The sequence below is a fragment of the Rugamonas sp. DEMB1 genome (genome assembly GCF_029834475.1).
In the GTDB taxonomy this organism is placed as follows: Bacteria; Pseudomonadota; Gammaproteobacteria; order Burkholderiales; family Burkholderiaceae_D; genus Rugamonas; species Rugamonas rubra.
The window spans coordinates 2,997,903-3,021,340 of sequence record NZ_CP122407.1; the positions used below are offsets into that span (position 1 = coordinate 2,997,903).

Below are 23,438 nucleotides of genomic sequence, written 5' to 3' on the forward strand. Positions count from 1 at the left end.
ACCAGTTGGTCCAGGTCGAAGGGTTTGCCGACATGGTCGACCATGCCGGCCGCCAGCGCGGCGGCGCGGTCGCTGGCCAGCGCGTTGGCCGTCATGGCGACGATGGGCGGGGTGCGCCAGCCCAGCAGGGCGCGGATGGCGCGGGTGGCGTGGTAGCCGTCCATGTCCGGCATCTGGATGTCCATCAGGATCAGGTCGGGCGCCGCGCCGTCGCGCACCGCGTCGATGGCGGCCTGGCCGCAGTTGGCCAGCGCCACCTCGGCGCCCTCGTAGCCGAGCAGCTCGCGCGCCACCTGCTGGTTGGCCGGATTGTCCTCCACCAGCAGCAGGCGCAGGCCGTCCAGGCGGCGCCGCGACGGCGCCGCCTGGACCGCCGCCGCGCTGCGGCGCTGGCCCAGCTTGGCGTCGGCCACGGCGTCGAACAGCATCGAGGCGGTCACCGGCTTGACCAGCACGCCGTCGAGCGTGGCGCCGGCCGATTCAGGCCGACCGTGCTGGCCGTCCCGACAGTGTTGATCGTGTTGTTTTTGCGCCAGCATCTCGCGGTCGTAGGCGGTCACCATGATGATCAGCGGACCGGCGCCGGCCGGCAGCATCTGGCGCAGCCGCACGGCGGTGTCCCAGCCGTCGAGCTGGGGCATGCGCCAGTCGACGAAGATGACGTCGTAGGGCCGCGCCGGGCCGCGCCGCGCCAGCGCGGCCAGCGCGGCGGCGCCGTCGGCGGCGGTCTCGACCAGCCAGCCGAAGGACTGCGCCATCTCGGCCAGCACCTGGCGCGCGCTCGGGTTGTCGTCCACCACCAGGCAGTCGAGCTGTTGCAGCAGGGTCGGATCGGCCAGCAGCGCGGCCGGCGTGGCGGCCGGCTGCAACACCACGACAAACTCGAACACGCTGCCCAGGCCGGGCGTGCTGTCCACGCTGAGCTCGCCACCCATCAGGCGCACCAGGCGCTGGCTGATGGCCAGGCCCAGGCCGCTGCCGCCGTAGCGCCGCGCGGTCGACGCCTCGGCCTGCGAGAAGCCCTCGAAGATGCGCTCGCACTGCTCGGCCGAGATGCCGATGCCGGTGTCGCGGATGCCGAAGGCCAGCCGCAGGCCGGCCTCGTCGCGCGCCAGCAGGCGCACCGACAGCAGCACCTCGCCGTGGGCGGTGAACTTGATGGCGTTGCCGCTCAGGTTGAGCAGGATCTGTTGCAGCCGCAGCGCGTCGCCGCTGACCCACTTGGGCAGCGCCGGGTCGATCTGGAACAGCACCTCGACGTCCTTGTCGCCGACGTTGGCCGAGAGGATCACCGACAGGTCGCGCAGCAGCTTGTCGACGCTGAACGGATGGCAGTCGAGCGTCAGCTTGCCGGCCTCGACCTTGGAGAAGTCGAGGATGTCGTTGAGCAGGCCGAGCAGCGAACGCGCCGCCGCCTCGGCCTTCACCGCGTAGTCCTGCTGGCGCGGCGCCAGCGCGGTCTGTTGCAGCAGTTGCAGCATGCCCAGCACGGCGTTCATCGGCGTGCGGATCTCGTGGCTCATGTTGGCCACGAACTCGCTCTTGGCGCGGCCGGCCGCCAGCGCCGCGTCCTTGGCCTGCGACAGCTGGACGTGCGCCTCGCGCGCCGCCGTGATGTCGGTGCTGCTGCCGACCCAGCACAGCAGCCGTCCGGCCGGGTCGCGCTGCGGCAGCGCGTGGTGGTCGAACACGCGCCAGGCGCCGTCGGCGCGGCGCAGCCGGCAGTCGCAGCGGAACTCGCCGCCGGCCGCCAGGGCGGCGGTCCAGGCGGCGTCGATGCGGCCGCGGTCGTCGGCGTGCAGGATGTCGAACCAGGCGGCGCCGGCCAGCAGCGTGGCCGTGTCGATGCCGGTGAAGTCCTGCCAGTGGTGGCTGAGGAACTCGAAGCGGCGTTGCGGCGTCAGCGTCCAGACCATCTGCGGCAGGCCCTCGGTGAGCGAGCGCCAGCGCTGCTCCGACTGGGTCAGCGCCGCCAGCGAGCCCTGCAGCGCCTGGTCCTTCTGCAGCAGCTGCTGCAAGGCCTGCTCCTGCCGGCGCAGTGCGGCGCGCACCCCCAGCAGCAGGCCGCCGGCCAGCACGTACAGGGCGGCCAGGAAGATGGCGTCGTCGCGCGCCTCCTTGCGCCAGGGCGTCAGGAAGTCCTGCTTGGCCAGGCCCACCACCACGAAGATCGGATAGCCGCCGATGCGCTCGACGCTGACCACGCGCTCGCGGCCGTCGCGCACGCTGACCGAGGTGTAGGTGGCGCGCCGCTGGCCGCTCGCCAGGATGCGGCTGGTCTCGGCCGACAGCGCCACCTGGCTGCCGGTCTGCATCGCGCTCGACTCGGGGTAGCGGTGCAGCACGCGGCGCTGCTGGTCGATCAGGATGATGACGCCGTGCTCGCCCACGTTGAGCGAGGAGAACAGCTCGGTGATGCGCGAATTGTTCAGGTTGACATAGGCGGTGCCGCCGAAGCCGCCGTCCGGCAGCGTCAACGCGTACATCAGCGGGAACACCCACTCGCCCGAGATGCGCGACTTGACCGGCACGCCGAACACCAGCTCGCGCTCGGTCTTGCTGCGTTGGTAGAACTCGCGGATCGACAGGTTTTGCGGATTGGCCAGGTCGACCTTCTCGCCGTAGATGACGCGGCCGTCGCGGTCCGAGCCGCGCACCGCGTCGGCCTGCGGCAGGCGCTCCTTCAGGCCGCGCAGGAAGGCGCTGAAGGTGGCGTCGTCGAAGCGCCGCTCGCTGTGCAGGGTGCGGAACTCGCTGGCGGCGCGGCGCATCGCCAGGTCCACCTCCTGGAAGTGCGAATGCAGGAAATTCTCCAGCGAAATGGCCAGGTTGCGCGAGGTTTCCTCGGCGTTGCCCTGGTAGCGCTGCTGGCTCTGGTACAGATTGTGCAGCACGAAGGCGCTCACCAGCAGCAACACGGCGAGCACGGCGGCCACCAGCAGGGCGAACAGTTTGCTCAACTTGCGCAGGGTGTCGGCGGTCATGTGGGCGGGCAGGGGGCGTTGATGAGCTACACATTAACATTGCTGGAAGGATTTGTAATCCCTTGTTTGGCGCCGCCGCCACAGGCTTGGCATATACTTGCTGCACCTTTAATCTTTCATCCGGACAAGAATCGATGACGCCGACCGCCACCCCGCAGCGCCCCGCCATGCCCGACGCCACCGACCTGAAACAGATGTTGGCGAGCGGCGAACGCAGCGCCGCCGACTTGTTGCGCCAGCATCTGGCCCGGCTCGACGCCACCCAGGGCGCGCTCAACGGCGCCACCCAGGTGTTGCGCGAGGAGGCCGCCGAGGCGCTGCGGCAAGCCCGGCCGGGGCCGCTGGCCGGCCTGCCGTGCTCGGTCAAGGAAACCTTCGGCATCGCCGGCCACAGCATCACCGCCGGCTCGCGCCGCATGACGCCGCTGCCGCAGGCGGTCGACGCCGCCGTGGTCGCCAAGCTGCGCGGCGCCGGCGCCATCCTCATGGCGCGCAGCAACGTGCCCGAGTTCGCCATGACCGGCGAGACCAGCAACCCGCGCTACGGCCGCAGCAACAACCCGCTCGACCCCAGCCGCGCGGCCGGCGGCTCGACCGGCGGCGAGGGCGTGCTGGTCGGCTCCGGCGCCAGCGCCTTCGGCCTCGGTTCGGACATCCTCGGTTCGATCCGCATCCCGGCCGCCTTCTGCGGCCTGGTCGGCTTCAAACCGGCCTCGGGCGCCGTCGACGGCGCCGGCACCTGGCCGCAAATCGACGGCCACAGCGCCAGCTGGCTGGGCATCGGCCCGATCACCCGCAGCGTGCGCGACGCCAGAATGGTCTACCAGGTGATCGCCGAGCGCGCGCCGGCGCCGCCCGCGCCGCTGGCCGGCCTGCGTCTGATCGGCCCGGCCGGCTTTCCGTACAAGAACGAAAGCGCCTGCATCGACGCCGCCCTGGCGGCGGCGCAGAGCGCGCTGGGTCTGGCCGGCATGCGGCCCGAAACGGCGTCCTTCGGCGACGTCGGCAAGCTGTTCTTCCGCATGCCTTCGATGATCCTGCACGACGCCGCGCCATCCTGGCAGGCGCTGCTCAGCACGCCGCAGGCGGGCCGCTTCAACGTCTGGGGCGAGGCGCTGCGCCAGCTCACCGGCCGCGCCAGCATCGACCCCGGCCTGTTCATGTGGATGTTGCAGGGCGCCACCTTGGGCCAGTTCATCAAGCCGCGCGGCGCCGCCCAGCTGGCCCGCCTGGTCGCCACCTTCGAGGCGGCGCGGGCGCACTATCGCGGCCTGCTCGGCGCCGACGGCATCCTGCTGCTGCCCACGCTGGGCCTGCTGGCGCCCAAGCACGGCGGCATGAACCGCAAGACCCTGCGGCCCGGCCCGAACGGCTTGATGACGCCCATCACCTTCTGCAACTACTGCGACCTGCCGGCCATCGCCGTGCCGGCCTGGCGCCACGCCGACCCGGCCACCGGCCTGGCCCCCAGCGTGATGCTGGCCTGCGCCCCGGGCGCCGAGGGCCATCTGTTCGACGCCGCCGCCGCCGTCGAGGCCGCGCTGAACTAGGGAATGGAAAACATTTCCCGAAGGGTAATCATGTTGTTTATTGGCATCGCAAACAAGGGGAACAAGGCGGAACTACTTCGCAAATGAAGTATAATAATGCCGAATGGAAATATTATTTTTCCACTACAGCCGCTCCGCAGAAGACGGCCCCAATAATACCTGCCACAATACCCTGAGATGTCGTTTTCTCCACCGGAAAGCATGCGTGGCGCCAAGTCTTCTTTGAGTATTGATTTGGCCAGCCAGAGAGGAAGAATCCAGTGCGTTTGAACAACCCGGTTAGCAACCACGAGTATGTGCTGGGCGATGGCCAGACCATCGTCTCGACCACCGACCTGCAGGGCAACATCACCTACGCCAACCCCTACTTCATCGAAGTCAGCGGCTACGCGGAGGAGGAGTTGATCGGCGCGCCGCAGAACATCCTGCGCCACCCGGACATGCCGAAGGAGGCCTTCGCCGACCTGTGGGCCACCATCAAGTCCGGCCTGCCGTGGACCGGCCTGGTGAAGAACCGCTGCAAGAACGGCGACTTCTACTGGGTCATGGCGAACGTTACCCCGACCATGGAGCACGGCCGTCCGGTCGGCTACATGTCGGTGCGCACCAAGCCGAGCCGCGAGCAGGTGGCCGCCGCCGACCAGCTGTACCGCGACATCCGCGCCGGCAACCCCAAGCGCCTGGCGATCCGCCAGGGCCGCGCCGTCGCCACCGGTTGGCGCGGCGGCCTGGCCGCGCTGGCCGGCCTGTCGCTGCGCCGGCGCATCGGCCTGGCCATGTCCCTGCTGCTGGCCACGCTGGCCGTCCTCGGCGGCGCCGCCATGTCGGCGGCGTCGGCGTCCGGCTGGCTGGGCGGCCTGGCCGCCGCCGCCATGCTCGGCGTGCTGGCGCTCTGGTATTTCCTGGTGCAGAGCATCGTCGCGCCCTTGCAGGGCGCGCTGGGCAGCATCCAGGCGATGGCCGGCGGCGACCTGCGCGCCGACATCCGCACCGAGCGCAGCGACGAGATCGGCCAACTGCTGCGCTCGCTGCGCCAGCTCGGCGTCAACCTGCACAGCATCATCGGCGACGTGCGCGGCAACTTCGTCCAGATGCAGAGCGCCACCCGCGAGATCGCCACCGGCAACCTGGACCTGTCGGCGCGTACCGAGGCGCAGGCCGCTGCGCTGGAGCAGACCGCCTCGAGCATGGAACAGCTCGCCTCGACCGTGACGCAGAACACCAGCCACGCCACCCAGGCCAACATCATGGCCAACGACGCCACCTCGATCGCCGAGAACGGCGGCCAGATCGTCGTCAAGGTGATCGCAACCATCGCCGACATGAGCGCCTCGTCGGGCAAGATTTCCGACATCATCGGCATCATCGACGGCATCGCCTTCCAGACCAATATCTTGGCGCTGAACGCGGCGGTCGAGGCGGCGCGCGCCGGCGAGCAGGGCCGTGGCTTCGCCGTCGTCGCCACCGAGGTGCGCAGCCTGGCCCAGCGCTCGGCGGCGGCGGCGCGCGAGATCAAGCAGCTGATCGACGTCTCGGCCGAGAAGGTCAAGGCCGGCACGCAGATGGCCAACAACGCCGGCGGCACCATGCAGGACATCATCGCCTCGATCAAGGACGTCAAGCAGGTCATGAGCGAGATCGCCACCGCCTCGGCCGAGCAGGGCGCCGGCATCGCCCAGGTCAACCAAGCGGTGACCCAGCTCGACGACGTGACCCAGCAAAACGCCGCGCTGGTCGAGCAGGCCGCCGCCGCGACAGCCGGCCTGGCCTTGCAGGCCAACAAGCTGATGCAGGCGCTGGCCGTGTTCAAGCTCAAGGAGCACAGGGCCGCGGCGCCGGCGGGCGCGCGCCGGCTCGGCAACGGCCGCTAATAGCTGGTCGGCCGGGTCCGCCAGCGACGCGCCCTTGGCGAAGGCTGGCCGGCACGGATAAATCATAGCCAGCCGGCGATTCGCTATCAAAAAGTTCACAAGTTAAATTTCCTGTACATTTATTCGATATTTCCACTATCATTGAACTATGGAAGTGAGATCGAAAGGAACGACCGTGGAAACCAAGAACGTACTGTCCGCCCTGGCGGCGCTGGCGCAGGAGTCGCGCCTGGCGGTGTTCCGCCTGCTGGTGCAGGCCGGACCGCAGGGCATGGCCGCCAGCAAGATCGGCGAGCATCTGGGTATTCCGCCGTCCTCGTTGTCCTTCCATTTGAAGGAACTGTCGCACGCCGAGTTGATCGACTCGCGCCAGGACGGCCGCTTCGTCATCTATGCCGCCAACATCGGCAATATGAACGCGCTGCTCGGCTTCCTGACCGAGAACTGCTGCGCCGGCGTGCCCTGTACGCCGGCGCCGTCCGACGCCTGCCCAGGCTGCTGAACACCCGTTTTCCCATCCAACGAACGAAGGAGTTTCCGATGAGCGATAAAGTCTACAACGTGCTGTTCCTGTGTACCGGCAATTCCGCCCGCAGCATCATGGCCGAGGCCCATGGTGACGACCATCGGCAAGGGCCGTTTCAAGGGCTATTCCGCCGGCAGCCAGCCGGCCGGCGCGGTCAACCCCTTCGCCGTCGAGCAGATCCAGGGCACCGGCTATCCGCTGGAGAACCTGCGCAGCAAGAGCTGGGACGAGTTCGGCGCCGCCGACGCGCCGCAGATGGACTTCATCATCACCGTCTGCGACAACGCCGCCGGCGAGGTCTGCCCCTACTGGCCGGGCCATCCGATGTCGGCCCACTGGGGCTTCGAGGGCCCGGCGGCGGTGGTCGGCAGCGACGAGGACAAGCGCGCCGCCTTCCACAAGGTGTTCCGCCAAATCATGACGCGCGTCAACGTGTTCGCCAGCCTGCCGCTGCATATGCTCGAAAAGAACGCCATCCACCACGAGCTCAAGGCGATCGGCGCAAGCGCGATCTAAATCCAGTCCAAGACCCGGACTAAGGCCGGGCCTGCGCAAGCTGGCGCCGTGCGCCGTTGCCGTCCCGCACAGCGGCCGGACGGCGTGCCGGCGCGTAGCCATACCGTCCAACCACAACAAGGAATCCCGCCGTGCTGACCGCGTTTCTCATCTTTCTCGCCACCCTGGTCCTGGTGATCTGGCAACCTCGCGGCCTCGGCATCGGCTGGAGCGCCGCCATGGGCGCGGCGCTGGCCATGCTGGCCGGCGTCATCCAACCGGCCGACATTCCCGTCGTCTGGAACATCGTCTGGAACGCCACCGGCGCCTTCGTCGCCGTCATCATCATCAGCCTCTTGCTCGACCAGGCCGGCTTCTTCGAGTGGGCCGCGCTGCACGTGGCACGCTGGGGCGGCGGCCGGGGAGGGCGGCTGTTCGCCCTGCTGGTCCTGCTCGGCGCCGCCGTCGCCGCGCTGTTCGCCAACGACGGCGCCGCGCTGATCCTCACCCCCATCGTCATCGCCATGCTGCTGGCCCTGCGCTTCGACGCCCGCGCCACCCTGGCCTTCGTCATGGCGGCCGGCTTCATCGCCGACACGGCCAGCCTGCCGCTGGTGGTCTCCAACCTGGTCAACATCGTCTCGGCCGACTTCTTCCACATCGGCTTCGCCCGCTACGCCCAAGTGATGGCGCCGGTCAACCTGGTGTCCGTGCTGGCCACCCTGGCGGCGCTCTACCTGTTCTTCCGCAAGGACATTCCCAAGGACTACGACCTGGCGCAACTAAAGCGGCCGGCCGAGGCCATCCGCGACCGCGCCACCTTCCTCGCCGGCTGGCTGGTGCTGGCCATGCTGCTGGTCGGCTTTTTCGGCCTGGAGCGGCTCGGCGTGCCGATCAGCGCCGTGGCGGCGGCCGGCGCGGCGCTGTTGCTGCTGGTGGCCGGGCGCGGCCACGTCATCTCCACCGGCGCGGTGCTGCGCAGCGCGCCCTGGCAGATCGTCGTCTTCTCGCTCGGCATGTATCTTGTGGTCTACGGCCTGCGCAACGCCGGCCTGACCGGCCACCTGAGCGGCCTGCTGAACCAGTTCGCCGCCCACGGCGTGTGGGGCGCGGCGCTCGGCACCGGCCTGCTGACGGCCTTGCTGTCCTCGATCATGAACAATATGCCGACCGTGCTGATCGGCGCCTTGTCGATCGACGCCAGCAGCGCCCAGGGTGTGGTGCGCGAGGCGATGATCTACGCCAACGTCATCGGCAGCGACCTGGGGCCGAAGATCACCCCGATCGGCAGCCTGGCCACCTTGCTCTGGCTGCACGTGTTGTCGAGCAAAAAGATCGACATATCCTGGGGATACTATTTCCGCGTCGGCATCGTGCTGACCTTGCCGGTGCTGCTGCTGACGCTGGCCGCGCTGGCACTGCGCCTGACCACACTTTGAACGGAGCGCCAAGCATGGACCACCCAACTTCCGACCTGCCCAACATCAGCGGCCCGCACCTGGACCTGCCGACGCTGGACAAGCTGCAACCACCCGCCGTGTCGACCCACGCGCCGCGCATCCTGTTGCTGTACGGCTCGCTGCGCGAGCGCTCGTTCAGCAAGCTGTTGACCTTGGAGGCCGAGCGCCTGCTGCGCCATTTCGGTGCCGAGACGCGGGTGTTCGACCCGCACGGCCTGCCGATGGTCGACAGCGTCGGCCCCGAGCACCCCAAGGTGCAGGAGTTGCGCGAGCTGTCGGCCTGGTCGGAGGGGCAGGTGTGGTGCAGCCCGGAGCGCCACGGCGCCGTCACCGGCGTGTTCAAGTCGCAGATCGACTGGTTGCCGCTGGAGATAGGCAGCCTGCGCCCGACCCAGGGCAAGACCCTGGCGGTGATGCAGGTGTGCGGCGGCTCGCAGTCGTTCAACGCCGTCAACGGCCTGCGCGTGCTGGGCCGCTGGATGCGCATGGTGACCATTCCCAACCAGTCGTCGGTGGCCAAGGCCTACCAGGAGTTCGACGAGGCGGGGCGGATGAAGCCGTCGGCCTACTACGACCGCCTGGCCGACGTGATGGAGGAGTTGTTCAAGTTCACGCTGCTGATCCGCGACCGCAGCGACTACCTTACCAGCCGCTACAGCGAACGCAAGGAGGCCGCGCCGGCCGAGGTGCGGCAGTTGGCGGCGGCCGCCATGGCCCACGAGAACCGTTGACAGTGGCGGTATTCCTGCCGCGATGTTGCCAAGTTATTCGCTAGTTATGGCCGGGTTATGGCCAAGCTCTGGACCACCGCTGCCCTAGCCTGGCCCTGCGCCGCGTGATATCCAGAGCCGCGTTCAAGCGGCGACCGCGATCAGCGCCGCCTCAATGGCGGGATAAAACTCGCGGTCCTCTCTCTTCATCCGCTCGTACAGGGTCTTGAGCACCTGGTTGGCCTCGGCGCGGAAGGTCTCCGGCTCGTCGAGCAGCAGGCGCGGCGTGTTCCATTTGCCGGCGAAGGCCAAATAACTGCCGGCGATGCCGGTCATGTCGTTGCGGTAGTGCTGGCTCAGGCGGGCCAGTTCGGCGTTGCCGCTGGCCTCCAGCGTCGGGTAGAGCACGCGGTCCTCGACCGCCAGGTGCAGCTTGATGACGCCGCTCATGGCGACGACGCGGGCGGCGATGTCGACGGCGTTCTTGCCGATGCCGCCCTGGACCAGGTTGCGCAACGCGCCGATCGCGCTGAGGATGTCGATGTGTTGGTGTTTGAATTTGTCGATGTTCATGGCGCTGTCCTTATTTCTGGTTGGCATGTTTAATTGGTTCGGGGTAATTCTATACCCGTCGAATCAAACAAGCAAACTAAATACATCTTTAACTTGATGGGCCAAATAGCCACGGCGCGGCATGAGACAGGTCAACACCGCAGTCGAGGTTAGTATTCGAGAGAATAGCGCGCGTGGATTTGGTCATACTGGAGGGCAAGTAGCAAGCCTAATCGCCGCATGGCTTCCGCCGCCCGAAGGGGAAGGGCAGCGCCACATCGCAAAGGATCGCCAATGGCACCGTCGCCCGACGCCAGTCCGGCCCAGTCCGTACCACAACGGCGCAGTGTCGCCTTGCTGGCCACCACCTTCATCGTCCTGGTCTGCCTCTCCATGCTCGTCATGCAACTGTGGCAGGCGATGCGCACGCGCGACATTCAACTGGCCGAGGCCGAAGCCTCGGCCACCAACCTGGCCCATGCCGTCGCCCAGCACGCCTACGACACCCTGAAGCAAGCCGACACCATCCTGGTCGGCCTGGTCGAGCGGCTGGAGAAGGACGGTTTGCCGGCCGACGACCCGACGCGGCTGCGCCAGTTGCTGATCTCCCATGTCAACGAGCTGCCGCAAATGCACGCGCTGTTCGTCATCGGGCCGGACGGCGGTTGGCTGCTGAACTCGCGCAGCAACTCGACCGCCGGCCAGGACAGCGCCGACCGCGAATACTACCTGTACCACCGCGACCACCGCGACCGTGGCGCGCACATCGGCCCGCCCATCCTCGGCAGGGCCAGCGGCGCCTGGGTGGTGACGGTGTCGCGCCGGCTCGAGCGGCCCGACGGCAGTTTTGCCGGCGTGGTCATGGCCAGCATCGACATGCACTACTTCAGCCGTTATTACCAGCGCTTCGCCATCGGCCGCTCCGGCGCCATCTTCGTCGCGCTCGACAACGGCGTCATGCTGGTGCGCCGGCCGTTCGAGGAGAAGTCGCTGGGGCGCGACATTTCGCGCCTGCCGCTGTTCCGCGACTACCTGCCGCGCGCGCCGGCCGGCACCAGCACCTTCACCTCCGGCCAGGACGGCGTGACCCGCATCAACAGCTACCGCCGGGTGCAGCAGTACCCGCTGGTGGTGTCGGCGGCGCTGTCGCAAAGCGAAATGCTGAGCGGCTGGCGCGCCGACGCCTGGCTGCACGCCGTCGCCGTCGCCACGCTGACGCTGGGCCTGGCCTTGCTGGGCATGCGCCTGCTCAAGCAGATCCGCCTGCGCGCCGAGGCGGAAGGGGAGTTGTTGACGGCGCGCCACGCGCTGGAGAGCCTGAACCGCACGCTGGCCGCGCTGGCCATGCAGGACGGCCTGACCGGCCTGGCCAACCGGCGCCATTTCGACGCCGCCCTGCAGGAGGAGTTCAGCCGCGCCGTGCGCAACGCCAGCCCGCTGGCCCTGATCATGATCGACGTCGATTGCTTCAAGCAGTACAACGACATCTACGGCCACGCGGCGGGCGACGCCTGCCTGCGCGCCATCGGCAAGGCGGTGGCGCAGGGCAGGCGCCGGCCCGGCGACCTGACCGCCCGCTACGGCGGGGAAGAGCTGGCGGTGCTGTTGCCGGGAGCGGACGTGGCGGGCGCGGTGGCCGTCGGCGAAAACATCCGGCTCGCCATCGAACTGTTGGAGTTGACCCACGCCGGCTGTCCCGGCGGCCGGGTCACGGTGAGCGTGGGGGTGGAGGCCTTCGTCCCGGCGACCAGGGACAGGCGGCCGCTCGATCTGGTCGAGGCGGCCGACAAGGCGCTGTACCAAGCCAAGGCAGGGGGCAGGAACCGGGTCTGCGCGCGCAGCGAAGTGCTGGAGCAGTGCGCCTGAAGCCGCCTGAAGCCGATTCGAGCATCGGCTTGCGGCCCGTTGCAAGCACGCAAGCGCCCTCTCCCCAAGTATTTGAACTCGAGATTACTCCTCATATTGTCGAGTTAAAATACTGTGCGGAATACTGTATAATTCACTGGTTGAATGAACAGTATTTTGCCAGCGGCACCTCCAAAAACTCGATGAAAAAATTTGAACTGATCGACCTGGCGCCGGCCACCGCCGCCACCCTTGGGGAAGGCGAGCGGCGCAAGGGCTACCTGGCCGGCCTGCGCGACATCGCCGACGACGCCATCACCGACGCCCAGACGGACAGCGAAATCGCCCGCGAGTTCATCGGCCATGGCGAACTCGGCCCCAAGTCCGTCACCAACACGCAAAAAGAGCTGTTCCGCTTCCTGACCTGGTGCCGCGAAGAGGCCGGCAAAACGCTGCGCATGCTCAACGTGGCCGACCTGAACGGCTACAAGGATTTCCTCAGGGAGCCGCCGGCCGAGTGGATTTCCACCACCAAATGGCCGCGCGCCGATCCGCGCTACCGGCCGTTCAGCGGGCCGCTGTCGGACGCCAGCCGGCGCCAGGCGATGATCGCCGTCGAGGGCCTGCTGGCGTTCGCCGAGCAAACCGGCTACTTGCGGCGCGACCCCGGCGCCCTGGTCAAAAACGTCAAAATGCCGCACACCAACCGCGTCACGCGCTACCTGACGCAGCAGGCCATCGCCCTGGCGCTGGCCACCGTCGGCGCGCGCGCCGCCAGCACGCCGGCCGCCTTGCGGCGCCGCGCCCGCGACCGCTTCCTGCTGCTGGCCTACACGCACACCGGCGCCCGGCTCAACGAGATCGTCAGCGCCAACATGGGCGCGCTGTACACCGAAGGCAACGGCCGCTGGTGGCTCGACGTGATGGGCAAAGGCGGCAAGCCACGGCGCCTGCCGGTGCCGGACGATCTGCTCGACGCCTATCGACAATACCGCCAGGCCTACGGACTGCTGCCGCAGACCGTGCGCGCCGACGACATGCCGCTGGTGTTGTCGAGCCGCAGCCGCGCGCCGGCGCGCATTTCCGACGAGGCCGCGTCCGACGCGCTGAAGGCGCTGTTCAACGACGCCGCGCGCGCCGCGTCCGCGCTGGGCGACGCCGACACGGCGGCCACGCTGCGGCAGGCGTCGACGCACTGGCTGCGCCACAGCATGCTGACCAACCACGCCAACAACGGCGTGCAGCTCAAGACGCTGCAGGAGACCGCCGGCCACGCCAGCATCGCCACCACGGCGGCGTATCTGCACAAGACCGACAACGAGCGGCACGACGAGATTTTGGCTTCGGTGAACGGTAACAATATCGTATGAGTGCGCGGTTTTGGGGATGCGCCACGGACCAAGCAATCCGGCTACATAACTTCGCATAATTTATATTATGTAAAATAGCCTCCGTATCCGAAGATGCCCGTTTTGGTGTCCGCTACACTCCAACAACCGTTGCAGTTCCGCCGGCAGCGTTCGGGCGACGATGCCGGCGGCGCTGTAGGCAACGTTCGGTCAATCGCGCCTGGGCCGCAGGTCCGCCGACGAGTTGGCCACCGCCTCGCCGCGCGCGGACCCGGCGTCGGCATCGACGGGCCCTACGCGGCCGTCATCAAGCACTCGTCTTTCAAGCGGCGCTGGCGCACTCCCATGGCCAGACCTTCCAGCACGTCCACGCTGGCGGCCCAGTCGATGCAGCCGTCGGTAACCGACTGGCCGTAGACCAATTGCCTGCCCGCCTGCAAGTCCTGGCGCCCCGCCACCAAGTGCGACTCGATCATTACGCCGACGATGCGGCCGTCGCCGCCGGCCACCTGGCCGGCGATGTCGGCGCACACCGGCACCTGGTTTTCCGGCCGCTTCGAGCTGTTGGCGTGGGACGCGTCGATCATCAGACGCGGCGCCAAACCGAGCCCGGCGATCTGCTGGCAGGCTTGCTCAACACTGGCGGCGTCGTAGTTCGGCGCCCTGCCGCCGCGCAGGATGACGTGGCAATCCTCGTTGCCGTTGGTGCAGGCGATGGCCGTGTGGCCGCCCTTGGTCACCGACAGGAAGTGGTGCGCCTGCGAGGCGGCCTTGATCGCCTCGACGGCGATCCTGATGTTGCCGTCGGTGCCGTTCTTGAAGCCGACCGGGCAGGACAGTCCCGACGCCAGCTCGCGGTGCACCTGCGACTCGGTGGTGCGGGCGCCGATCGCACCCCAGCTGATCAGGTCGGAGAGGTATTGCGGGCTGATCAGGTCGAGGAACTCGGTGCCGGCCGGCAGGCCCAGCTCGTTGATGTCGCACAGCAGCTCGCGCGCCATGCGCAGGCCGTCGTTGATGCGGAAGCTGTTGTCCATGTAGGGGTCGTTGATCAGGCCCTTCCAGCCCACCGTCGTACGGGGTTTTTCGAAGTACACCCGCATGACGATTTCCAGCTCGTCGGCAAAGCGCACCCGCTGGGCCGCCAGTCGGTGCGCATACTCCATTGCCGCCTTGGTGTCGTGGATCGAGCAGGGACCGATCACCACCATCAGGCGGTCGTCCTTGCCGTGCACAATGCGCTGCAGCGCCTTGCGCGCGTTGGCGGAGGTCTGCCTGGCCCGCTCGCCAACGGCGAATTCACGGATCAGGTGCGAGGGCGGCGCGAGTTCTTTCATGTCGCGCACGCCAAAATCGACGGTACTGGGCCGTATTCACTCATATAGATTCTCCTTATCACATCGCTACGTCGGGGAAACGTTGAAAGAAAATGAATCCAACTTGCTTGCTGACATGCACCTTGCCTAGCCGGCTGGCGTGGCGGCCAACCATTGGGCGTCCACGCGTACTCCTCGGTTGCACATTAAAAAATCAGCCAAATATCCATCGTGCGGAACGCGGTAGTCCATCCACGTAGTGGGAATGTCGCCCACATAAACATTGCTTATTGAAGCGTCCGCCAGCACCCTGTCGATGAGATCTCTTTGCCGCGACAGCACGGTGACGACGAGCGAACCGGACAAGGCGGCATAAGCTTCCCGCGGGTCGAAAGGAGCGACCGTCACGCAAGGAAAGGGAAGCTCCCGCTGGACTTTAGGGTCCGCCGCGCTACGGACCAGGGCAACATGGGGCATCAAGGGGGCGCCGAAGGCGGCGGCCCGATCATGGACCCACGGCACATCGTCCGACTTCAACAGATCTTCATACGCGGCGGCCTCCTGCTCCCGTGCAAAACGCAGCGACTGGCGTGGCGCGGCGTGCGCCAACTCCTTCCTCAGCTTGTTGGCGAATCCCTCGGGATCGTCCTCGACCAGTACCGCGCTGGCAGAGACGCAGGCCGCGCCCCCGCGTCCCAACACCGACCGGACGACCACACCGAGGGCTTCGCCATGGCCGACATCCCTGCCGACCACGAGCTTGGACCGGCCGGGACCTTGAACCAGGACACGTGCATCGCCGGCGTAGCGGGCGGCCATTTCCGGCCCGCCGTAGACGATCGCCAAATCACTTTGCGCAATCAAGGTCTCCGCGCCGCCGTGATCGGTGGGAACGAGGGCAACATAGTCGGACAAGCCGGCCGACTCCAGCGCGCCCACCAGGCGCTGGGCGGTGAAGGGTTCCCGGGAGGACGGCCTGACCAAGGTGCGGTATCCCATTGCGATCGCCTGAGGCCACAGCCCGTGCACGCCAGGACCATTGCCTGCGGCAATGACCGAGAGCACCTCCGCCCGTCTTGAAAACAAACTACAACCCGATTCCGCCGCCGGATCGCCGCTCTCCCAGACCGCGCCGGCCGGGGTTGCCGCCCGCAGGATCTCCCGCATACTGCTCAGACCATGGGAAATGCTTGCCAATGAAGCCTCGACGATAGCCCGTGGCAAGCCGGTGGTGCCGGTAACCAGGGCGACGTACTCCTGCGGCCCCAGTCCGGCCAGCGTCGCCTCCATGTACAGTCGGGCGGCCTGGTCCAAGCGCTGATACCGTTGCGATAGCGTCAGCGACGGCGCCTCGCGCATCTGCGCGATCTTGTCCTGGATATAGACTCCCGGCATGATCGAACAATCGCCGACCAGCCGACCGGCGACATCAAGCACGTCCTCCCGCCGGCGCGAGCTGTGGGTGACGCCGAGGCAGCGCGCTTCTACCGTTTGAATGCCAGGGTATCGGCAGGCCGCCGCGGCGCCCAGGTCGGCCGCCGTCATCAATACACCCCTTCGATCACCACCGTGCCCGCCACCTCCGCAACCGGCTTCACCTCGGCCACGGCCACGCCCGGATGCTCGCCCAACGACGGAAGGCGCACCGCCGTATCGCGCTCCAGAATATTCGGGAACAGCGCGAACTTGCTCAAGTGATTCATGACCACCCTTCCCCGCTCATAGAACGGCACCGGTACGCCGCTGTCCGGCGCGACGACCTCCAGCAGCACATAGGGGGCGAAACTGTCGAAAATCGGCGAACCGTTGTGGTCTTGGCCGGCCCGCGCCTTGGTTTCGGACAGGATCATCGTGCTGCCGTAGCTGGCGGTCATGTTGACATCGGGAAACACCGAAGTCTTCAAATAATCCAGCGTGTCCGCGTTCATTTGCGTGCCGCCCCACGTGATCATCTCGAGGTTCTTATTCAGATACTCGGCCAAGGGACGGCGGCGCGCTATGGCCTCCAGCAACGGCGGCGTGGCGATCAGATAGGCGATGGATTGGCTTGCAATAATCGCTTCGGCCTGGTCGATCAGATGATCCGAGTAAGATTTCACGGCGGCCATATCGCCCGCCTGGATCCGCTTCTTCACCCAGCGCGGATCAAGATCGACCGTGAAGCAATGTCCGCCCAACGCCCTGGCACGGCGCAGGTTGATCGCGCCGACGATGTGGGGACCACTCGGGATGATCGCCAAGGTATTCTTCCGCCCCCCTCCGGGCGCCGCCTTGAAACCTGTCAAACGCCAATCGACGAGTTGCTGAAGCCACTGCTCGTAGGCGACGACGCGCTTCGCCCTGCCCGTCGTCCCGCCGCTTTCGAACACCCCGGCAAGGGCCGCGTCCGCCAGTCCCCTGGGCTGCAAGTCCTCCACCGCGACATCGCGCAATGCGTCGCTAATGTCCGGAAACAGCGACAGATCCGCGAACGAACGCACATCCTTCACCGGATCGAAGTCCAGCTGGCCGCGCATTTGCAGCCAAAACGGCGAACCGCTTTCCGGCGAAAAATGCCAATTCATCACATCGCGCAAATGCGTTTCGAAATCGATTTTACTCATGAATGTAGACCTAAAATAGTTAGTCAATCTAAGGCTGGAGTCTGGCGCTCGTCCATCCTGTCGCGGTGCGTTCGCAGTGCAGTCTTTTGTGAATCCGATTGGAGCTCGAGGCCCAAAACTCGATGCTCTTCGGCTCAAGAACATAGACGAGGAAGCGCTCCGGACATGGCAACGCGCCAATACCGTCGAGTTTTTGCGCGTCCGCGAGCAGCGTCTCGTAGGACGCCAAAGGCTCGCTTTGATGGGACGCCGTTGACATCGAGTGCAAGGGGATGGGCCGCTTGTCCCATTCCTTGACCGCCCGTTCCCGGCTAAGCTGTTTCACTTCCCCGCTCACCGACAATTGGCGGCCGAGCTCACGCCAGTAGAAATGTCCGCACGCAAACGGGGACTCGGCCACATCTCTAATTTTCCGGCTGCAGCTGTGCGTGGCAAAAACCACGCCGTTCGACGCAAACTCCAAAATCGCCATGACGCGCGACGACATCGCCCCGGAGCTGTTCGCCGTCGCCATCACCATGGCCCGCGGTTCGCGGACCTTTTCGTCTATCGCCTCCTGCAACCATTTTTGGGCCACGGCGATCGGATCGGCAGGATCGCTGTCGTACTCGCCAAAGGAGTGGTCGACTTTTCCCGTCATGCTTTCGAAAGCGCTGCTCATATGCTAGCCCTGGATGAAATATTGACCAGTTGCAACTTGATAGGCATAGCCCCCCGCTTCGAGACGCGGCCCGCCCTCCTCCATGTTGGCGATGGAATCCATGCGCGACGGCCTTTCCATCTCCACGCCCTGCGTGATCTTGACTTTCTGCCCGAACTCCGCCATCCCATATGTGGCAAGATGGAGCGCCAGCGGGCCGGCGGCGGAGCCGGTCGCCGCATCCTCCGACACGCCATAGGCGGGGGAAAACATGCGCAGTCGCCAGCCACCCTCGCCGTCCGGGCTGAAACAAAGCGCCGCCATATTGGGCAACTTGGCCAGTTTCTTTAAGTCCGGGCTGATTTTCGACAGAAGGGCGATATTCTCGACACCGACAAACACGTGTCGGGGGCCGACATCGTACATGTCGACCGGCAAGGTGCTGTGCGCCAAGCCCAGCGCATCGAGCAACGCCGGCTCGTGCTCGTAACGGGAGACGACCGGGCTGGGTTGCTCCATTTGCACATAGGCGGTGAAAGGTTGCTCTTTCACGGCGTCGATTGAAAACCGGAAGATTCCCTTTCCCGTTTCAATTTTCAGCTCCGAAACACCTCGTTCCTTCGCCAATGCCAGGGCGGTGCCCAGCAGGGGGTGGCCGGCAAAGGCCAGCTCGTTCACCGGAGTGAAAATTCTGACCTTCGCATCGCCCCCGTTCAATGGCGAGGAAACGAACGTCGTCTCGGAGAGATTCAGTTCCACCGCGATCTTCTGCATGCTCTCGGCGTCCAAGCCGTCGCATCCAAAGAAGACCGCGACCGGGTTGCCGGTGAAGCGTTCTCGACCAAAAGAATTTACAACAGTATATTTATGCATATTTCACCAATATATCAATTATCAATAGCCTTCTCGCGCAGTGGCGCAATACTCCAGCCGTCCAGACAGGCTTCGTTCAGCACGTCGAACGCGGTGCGATGATCGGGCGGCCGGCCGATGATTTGCGCCGACATGTTGGGCGGCATCGTTGAAATATCCGGCTTTGCTCCGTGCCAAATCATCAACGCCCCCCAACGCGGCGTATTGCGCGACACCAGCCAAAGTTTGGCCGTCATGTTGTGCACGCCCTCCCATTGCCGCAAAACCTGGCTGTTCAAACTCGCCGCCAGGAAGTCGACGTCCGGGTCGTTCTCGTTGAGGTCCCACCATGCCAGTTCTATGAACATACCGCGCTCATGGAAAACACCGCGTCGGCGAGTATCCTGAATCCATCCTTCGTCAGCACCGATTCCGGATGGAATTGCATTGAGCAGAAATTGGCGCCTTTTAGCCCGTGTACCTGCTTTGTTTCCGGATCGCGATACACCTGAATCTCGCCGTACCGGCCTTGCATGCTATCCACCTCGCAGACTGCGGCGAAGGTGTTGTAAAAGCCAACCGTCTCGGCTTCGCCGAAGATCGATATTTCCTTTTGCAATCCTTGGTTGGGTGAGGCAAGCCGTTCGATTTTTAGTCCGAGTAAGGAACAAAGTATTTGGTGGCCGAAACAAACCGAAATGAAGGGCTGATTTTGTTCCAACGCCGCCAGCATCAGCCGCCGGCTGGTGGCAACACGCGGATCGTCCAGTTTGCGCGGATCACCCGGCCCGGGTCCGACAATCAGCACTTCGCCGTCGCCTATCGTGCCTATCGAGGGATAGGATTTGACCGCGACCGCCAAGCCGCTCTGCCGAAGTTGATACTCCATCATCGAAGTAAACGCGTCTTCGTTGTCCAGGATAACGATTGCCGGGCCGTCGTCTTGAAACGGAGTGGAAAAATCCTGCTTCAGCCAAAATGTCGACAGTCTGTCATTCCGCTCCGCCAGCGATTTCTGCACCGGAGCAGACCAGCAAGAACTGCTGTGTTGCGCCGGACGGGCGCCCGGCGGCGGCGCCTTGGCGGCGCCAGGGGAATTGGCCGCCATTCCATCCGCGTTGGCGGCTTCGCCCGAACCGACTCCCATGGCATTCCGCATCGCCGACACCTTCGCCGCGGTTTCCTTCATCTCCATAATGGGATCCGAGTCGCGCACCAGAGTGGCGCCGACACCGACCTCCATTCTTCCATTGTTTGAAATTTCAGCGGTCCGGATAATGATCGCGGAATCCAACGCCGGGCCGTTTTCGCCGGATTCAATCACCGCCGCGAATCCACTATAGTAGGAACGGCCCCGAGTTTCGTAGCGGGCAATTACCCTGGTGGCGTTTTCCAATGGACTGCCGACCACGGTCGGGGCAAACATCGAGCGCTTCAAAATGTCGGATATGGAGCGTTCCGATTCACCCGTGATGCGGTAGCCGACATGGGCGAGCCGCGACATTTCAACGAAATAGGGGCCGTGGACCCGAATGGCCGACGAACAAATGTCGGTCATCATCTTCAGCTCCTCGTCGAGAACCATGGACAACTCGTCCTCCTCTTTACTGTCGTTGAGAAAGGACAACAGCCCGTCCTGGGTCGGACCTGTGCTCGGAAACCTATAGGTGCCGCTAATTGGCGTCATGGACACCGATTTGCCATCCACCTTGATATGATTTTCCGGAGACGCGCCGACCAGGGTGATGTTCCCCAAGCGGATAAAGAACGTCCAGTACGCCCCCTTTTCCTGGCGCAGCAGATTGCGGAAAATCGTCAGCCCGACCCGGTCCTCGTAGTCGGCGATATCGCCGGCAAACGTGCGTTTGATGACGAAGTTCGCCCCTTCGCCCGCGCCGATTTCCTGTTCGATAACTTTCTTTACAATATCTTCGTACGCCGCGTCATCCGGCGAAAAATGCGCGTTGTCGATATTGACCGGCACATTGGGCAAGCTCGAAATCGCCTGCTCCAAGGGCATCGTTTCGCACTGGTCGACGGCGATGGCCAGCAGGCTGGCGTCATCATCTATGACGGTGAAACCACGTTCTTCAATCTGTCGATAGGGGGCGACCAGAAGACTGCCCCATCGACCTGCCTTGCGCTGCCCGTCCTGAATCCGCTCCAGTTCGCTCAGGCTATCGAGGAACTTCTCCGTTCCGGTTAACACCTCCAGTGTCGGCTCTTCAAAGCGCCCCGGCCGATAGAGCAGCGCGTAGGCGTTGAAGCCACCTTCGATCGCTTGGCGCAGGACGCTGTGTGCCACGGCGGGCGAGGCGCTCATTTGAGCAGCTCTCGCGTCGGCAGCACCCTGGCGCAACACTCGGCGGCGTAATGCAAAGCCTGCGCGTGCTTCTCCATCGAAAAATCGGCGATGGCATCCTGAACGAGAAATACTTCGATATCCCGCGAATAGGCGTCGACCGCGCTGGCGAGTATGCCGATATGCGCGAACACGCCGCAAATGACGATTTGGTCGCGCTTATATTCGCGGAAAATGTCGTCGAAAGAGGTGGCGTGGAAAGCGCTGTAGCGCCATTTGGCCAGCACCGTTTCTCCCGCCTGCGGCGCCAGCTCCTCGACTATGGCGGTGTGCTCAGCTGCGCTACTCATCCCTTTGCCCCATATATCGAAAAGCAGGCCGCGCTCCTTGTCCGTCATATCACCACGTTGCGCGGTGTAGACAACCGGTATGCCGTGCTCCCGCGCATACGAGACAAGCTCGCGACAATGTTCGATCAGCTTCGTCCGCAACGGAAGCGGGAACGCCTTCAGAAAGTACCGCTGCATGTCATGGACCAGCAGCACACTGCGGCGACTCTCGTGTTCCCACTTAACTACATTCACGGCGCTTAACTCAGGCGTGTTCAGCGAGTAATTCTCTATCTCCGGGATGCTCATGTTTTTCCTATTATCTATATTTCAAATATTACGCTTAAAAATAAATAAAGTTCCCGCTCGACGGCGGAGTGAAACAAAGATGCTGCGCTTGCTTCAGGCGGGAATGCCAGCCCTGACAATGCGGGGCACCGGCAGCCCCAAGGCCTTGAATTGCTGGCAAGGATTCATGAATTCGCGCTGAAGTTTGATCTTCCCGTTTTCAAACTCGAAATAATGAATGAAATGGTTCCGATAGACGCCTTCTGGATAGCCGTCGAAACGGATAAGGCCGTGGCCATCGCATTCCACCCAAAATTTATTCGGATCCTGTGTGTCGAATACCGAAACGTTGTGCCACTCCCAGTCTGGAAAGCACTGCAACGACCAAACGGCGTGCTCGGCCAAACGGGATTTCCCCCGGATTACAATAGGTTCCCCGGTTTCAGTGGTCCAAAGCCCGCCGCAGCCATCTTCATTGAACAACTCATGGCGCCTCAACCGGTCCTGTCCTTTCGTACCCATATACTGTTCGACAATTTCTCGATTCTTTTGCTGGATGCTCAATTGCGTCATGCTGTTTTTCCTTGTTTGCGCCAACGGGTAATCGCCGGCCGGTTCTAGTGTGAATGAACAACTTAACCCGCCTCCGGAAACCAAACCGGATTCGAGCGTTCCGATAAAAAGGCACTACCTAACGAACGCAAAGACCGCAACTGCGGAACTCTGCGATGTGACTCTATTCCATGAATATGCATCTTATTTTTCGAGTTCGAGCAAGCAACATCCCCATTTCATTCCACTGGAGATGGCACTCATGGCCACCCGCCCGCCCGGCTGGATTCTTCCTTGCTTTCTCATTATGTCGAGTGAGATCAGCTGGTCGACACATCCCATATGGCTGATCTCGGCGACCAAATCGACGTTGGTCTTTTCCTTTGCGATGCCAAGCCGCGAAGCGAGGTTTTCCATACTTTGGCGCCCCTCCAAGGTATGCAGGAGAGTCAAATCAGAGTCCTTGCCCCAACCGGCCTCGGCCAAACACGACTCGATGATTTGGATCGTATTCTCGGTCCGCAGCTTTAAAAAGGCGGTGAGATCGCTTCCCGAGAAACGATATAGTTCCATGATCCGGTCGCGGCCAAGTTTGTCTTGTCGGCTGTCGTGATTTTCAGCCAGAACCGGGCCCACGCCTCCGCCGCGCTCGAATCGCATCATATCCACGAAGCGGGTATCCGAAATATCATGCCCGCCCTTATAGACAAAACCACATCCGGTGGAGGGGGCGTCGGTTCCAGCGACGATGGCGGCGACGGCGCCGTCGCTGAGAATGGCGTTCATAATGCCGAACCTATCCAGATGCGGCTCGCTGACACGTTGGGCGAGAACAATCACACCGACCTGGCCTTCCTTCAAAGTGGCGAACCAGGCTGTTTGCACTGAACCAAGTGCTAATGCTGGATCCGCATCCCTCTACCAGGTTGATCGTTCTCGCTTTCAAGCCACCCAGCTCCGCGCCAACTTGGCAGGCGAAGTCGATACCGATGAAGTCAGGGATATTGGACTGTCCCGCAACAATGAAGCCAATATCATCGACGCCGTAACCAGACTCTTCCAGCGCGGCGACGACGGCCCGGGTTCCCATTGCGCGCGCGCTGTCGTTATTCACCCAATACTTATCGTAGCCGGCGAGCCTAATCGCTTCCAGCTGGAGCCTGTTAGGATGATCGGCCTCGGCTAATCTCATCGGTTGTGGTAGCACATGTCCA

19 protein-coding genes and 2 pseudogenes are annotated in these 23,438 nt (G+C 64.5%); 9 read left to right on the forward strand and 12 right to left on the reverse strand.

Annotated elements, in window-relative coordinates:
* Positions 1-50: 50 nt before the first annotated feature.
* Positions 51-2,984 (reverse strand): annotated as a pseudogene (locus tag QC826_RS13555) (response regulator); the annotation flags it as partial.
* A 134-nt stretch (positions 2,985-3,118) separates the two neighbouring features.
* Between QC826_RS13555 and QC826_RS13560 the strand changes: the two are divergent.
* The 6 genes and pseudogenes from QC826_RS13560 to arsH all read left to right on the forward strand — a co-directional run bounded on the left by QC826_RS13560 (position 3,119) and on the right by arsH (position 9,617).
* Complete coding sequence (locus QC826_RS13560; protein WP_279766057.1) at positions 3,119-4,534, forward strand: amidase; 1,416 nt, start codon at positions 3,119-3,121, stop codon at positions 4,532-4,534.
* Positions 4,535-4,794: 260 nt separating this feature from the next.
* Complete coding sequence (locus QC826_RS13565) at positions 4,795-6,405, forward strand: PAS domain-containing methyl-accepting chemotaxis protein (RefSeq protein ID WP_279766058.1); 1,611 nt, start codon at positions 4,795-4,797, stop codon at positions 6,403-6,405.
* A 175-nt stretch (positions 6,406-6,580) separates the two neighbouring features.
* Positions 6,581-6,907 (forward strand): ArsR/SmtB family transcription factor, encoded by a 327-nt coding sequence (locus QC826_RS13570; protein ID WP_279766059.1) that lies wholly within the window; start codon positions 6,581-6,583, stop codon positions 6,905-6,907.
* Positions 6,908-6,945: 38 nt separating this feature from the next.
* A pseudogene (locus QC826_RS13575) lies at positions 6,946-7,447 on the forward strand (arsenate reductase ArsC).
* Between the two features lie 131 nt (positions 7,448-7,578).
* Positions 7,579-8,865: an arsenic transporter gene (locus QC826_RS13580; protein ID WP_279766060.1), complete on the forward strand. Its 1,287-nt coding sequence runs from the start codon at positions 7,579-7,581 to the stop codon at positions 8,863-8,865.
* A gap of 14 nt (positions 8,866-8,879) precedes the next feature.
* The gene (arsH, locus tag QC826_RS13585; protein ID WP_279766061.1) at positions 8,880-9,617 is read left to right on the forward strand and encodes an arsenical resistance protein ArsH; all 738 of its coding nucleotides are present in this window, start codon (positions 8,880-8,882) and stop codon (positions 9,615-9,617) included.
* A 123-nt stretch (positions 9,618-9,740) separates the two neighbouring features.
* Here the strand turns inward: arsH and QC826_RS13590 are convergent, their stop codons facing one another.
* Positions 9,741-10,169 (reverse strand): hemerythrin domain-containing protein, encoded by a 429-nt coding sequence (locus QC826_RS13590; RefSeq protein ID WP_093389694.1) that lies wholly within the window; start codon positions 10,167-10,169, stop codon positions 9,741-9,743.
* Positions 10,170-10,442: 273 nt separating this feature from the next.
* Here QC826_RS13590 and QC826_RS13595 point away from each other — a divergent pair, with 273 nt between their 5' ends.
* Together QC826_RS13595 and QC826_RS13600 are read left to right on the forward strand one after the other, a co-directional pair.
* On the forward strand, positions 10,443-12,014 hold the full coding sequence (locus QC826_RS13595; RefSeq protein WP_279766062.1) for a sensor domain-containing diguanylate cyclase: 1,572 nt from the start codon (positions 10,443-10,445) through the stop codon (positions 12,012-12,014).
* Between the two features lie 182 nt (positions 12,015-12,196).
* On the forward strand, positions 12,197-13,363 hold the full coding sequence (locus tag QC826_RS13600) for a site-specific integrase (protein ID WP_279766063.1): 1,167 nt from the start codon (positions 12,197-12,199) through the stop codon (positions 13,361-13,363).
* Positions 13,364-13,635: 272 nt separating this feature from the next.
* Here the strand turns inward: QC826_RS13600 and QC826_RS13605 are convergent, their stop codons facing one another.
* The 10 genes from QC826_RS13605 to QC826_RS13650 all read right to left on the reverse strand — a co-directional run bounded on the left by QC826_RS13605 (position 13,636) and on the right by QC826_RS13650 (position 23,010).
* Positions 13,636-14,715 (reverse strand): 3-deoxy-7-phosphoheptulonate synthase, encoded by a 1,080-nt coding sequence (locus QC826_RS13605; protein ID WP_279766483.1) that lies wholly within the window; start codon positions 14,713-14,715, stop codon positions 13,636-13,638.
* Positions 14,716-14,805: 90 nt separating this feature from the next.
* Entirely contained in the window at positions 14,806-16,203 is a 1,398-nt protein-coding gene (locus QC826_RS13610; RefSeq protein WP_279766064.1) for an aldehyde dehydrogenase family protein, read from the reverse strand.
* Positions 16,203-17,261 carry a hypothetical protein gene (locus QC826_RS13615; RefSeq protein WP_279766065.1) on the reverse strand — a complete coding sequence of 353 codons (1,059 nt, stop codon included), beginning with the start codon at positions 17,259-17,261 and terminating at the stop codon, positions 16,203-16,205. The genes QC826_RS13610 and QC826_RS13615 overlap by 1 nt, the downstream gene beginning before the upstream one ends.
* Positions 17,262-17,289: 28 nt before the next feature.
* Positions 17,290-17,922: a pyridoxal 5'-phosphate synthase gene (locus QC826_RS13620; protein ID WP_279766066.1), complete on the reverse strand. Its 633-nt coding sequence runs from the start codon at positions 17,920-17,922 to the stop codon at positions 17,290-17,292.
* Between the two features lie 3 nt (positions 17,923-17,925).
* Complete coding sequence (locus tag QC826_RS13625; protein ID WP_279766067.1) at positions 17,926-18,774, reverse strand: PhzF family phenazine biosynthesis protein; 849 nt, start codon at positions 18,772-18,774, stop codon at positions 17,926-17,928.
* A 14-nt stretch (positions 18,775-18,788) separates the two neighbouring features.
* A complete protein-coding gene (locus QC826_RS13630) occupies positions 18,789-19,121 on the reverse strand; it encodes a hypothetical protein (protein ID WP_099416180.1) in 333 nt (110 codons plus the stop codon).
* Positions 19,112-21,076 (reverse strand): anthranilate synthase family protein, encoded by a 1,965-nt coding sequence (locus tag QC826_RS13635; protein ID WP_279766068.1) that lies wholly within the window; start codon positions 21,074-21,076, stop codon positions 19,112-19,114. Before QC826_RS13635 ends, QC826_RS13630 begins: the two co-directional genes overlap by 10 nt.
* A complete protein-coding gene (locus QC826_RS13640; RefSeq protein WP_279766069.1) occupies positions 21,073-21,693 on the reverse strand; it encodes an isochorismatase family protein in 621 nt (206 codons plus the stop codon). Before QC826_RS13640 ends, QC826_RS13635 begins: the two co-directional genes overlap by 4 nt.
* 93 nt (positions 21,694-21,786) lie before the next feature.
* Positions 21,787-22,245 carry a PhzA/PhzB family protein gene (locus QC826_RS13645; protein ID WP_279766070.1) on the reverse strand — a complete coding sequence of 153 codons (459 nt, stop codon included), beginning with the start codon at positions 22,243-22,245 and terminating at the stop codon, positions 21,787-21,789.
* Positions 22,246-22,428: 183 nt separating this feature from the next.
* Positions 22,429-23,010, reverse strand: a complete 582-nt coding sequence (locus QC826_RS13650; protein WP_279766071.1) for a 3-oxoacyl-[acyl-carrier-protein] synthase III C-terminal domain-containing protein — start codon at positions 23,008-23,010, stop codon at positions 22,429-22,431.
* 1 nt (position 23,011) lies between these two features.
* Between QC826_RS13650 and QC826_RS13655 the strand changes: the two genes are divergently transcribed.
* Positions 23,012-23,410, forward strand: coding sequence for a hypothetical protein (locus QC826_RS13655; RefSeq protein WP_279766072.1), 399 nt, complete (start codon positions 23,012-23,014; stop codon positions 23,408-23,410).
* Positions 23,411-23,438: the final 28 nt, after the last annotated feature.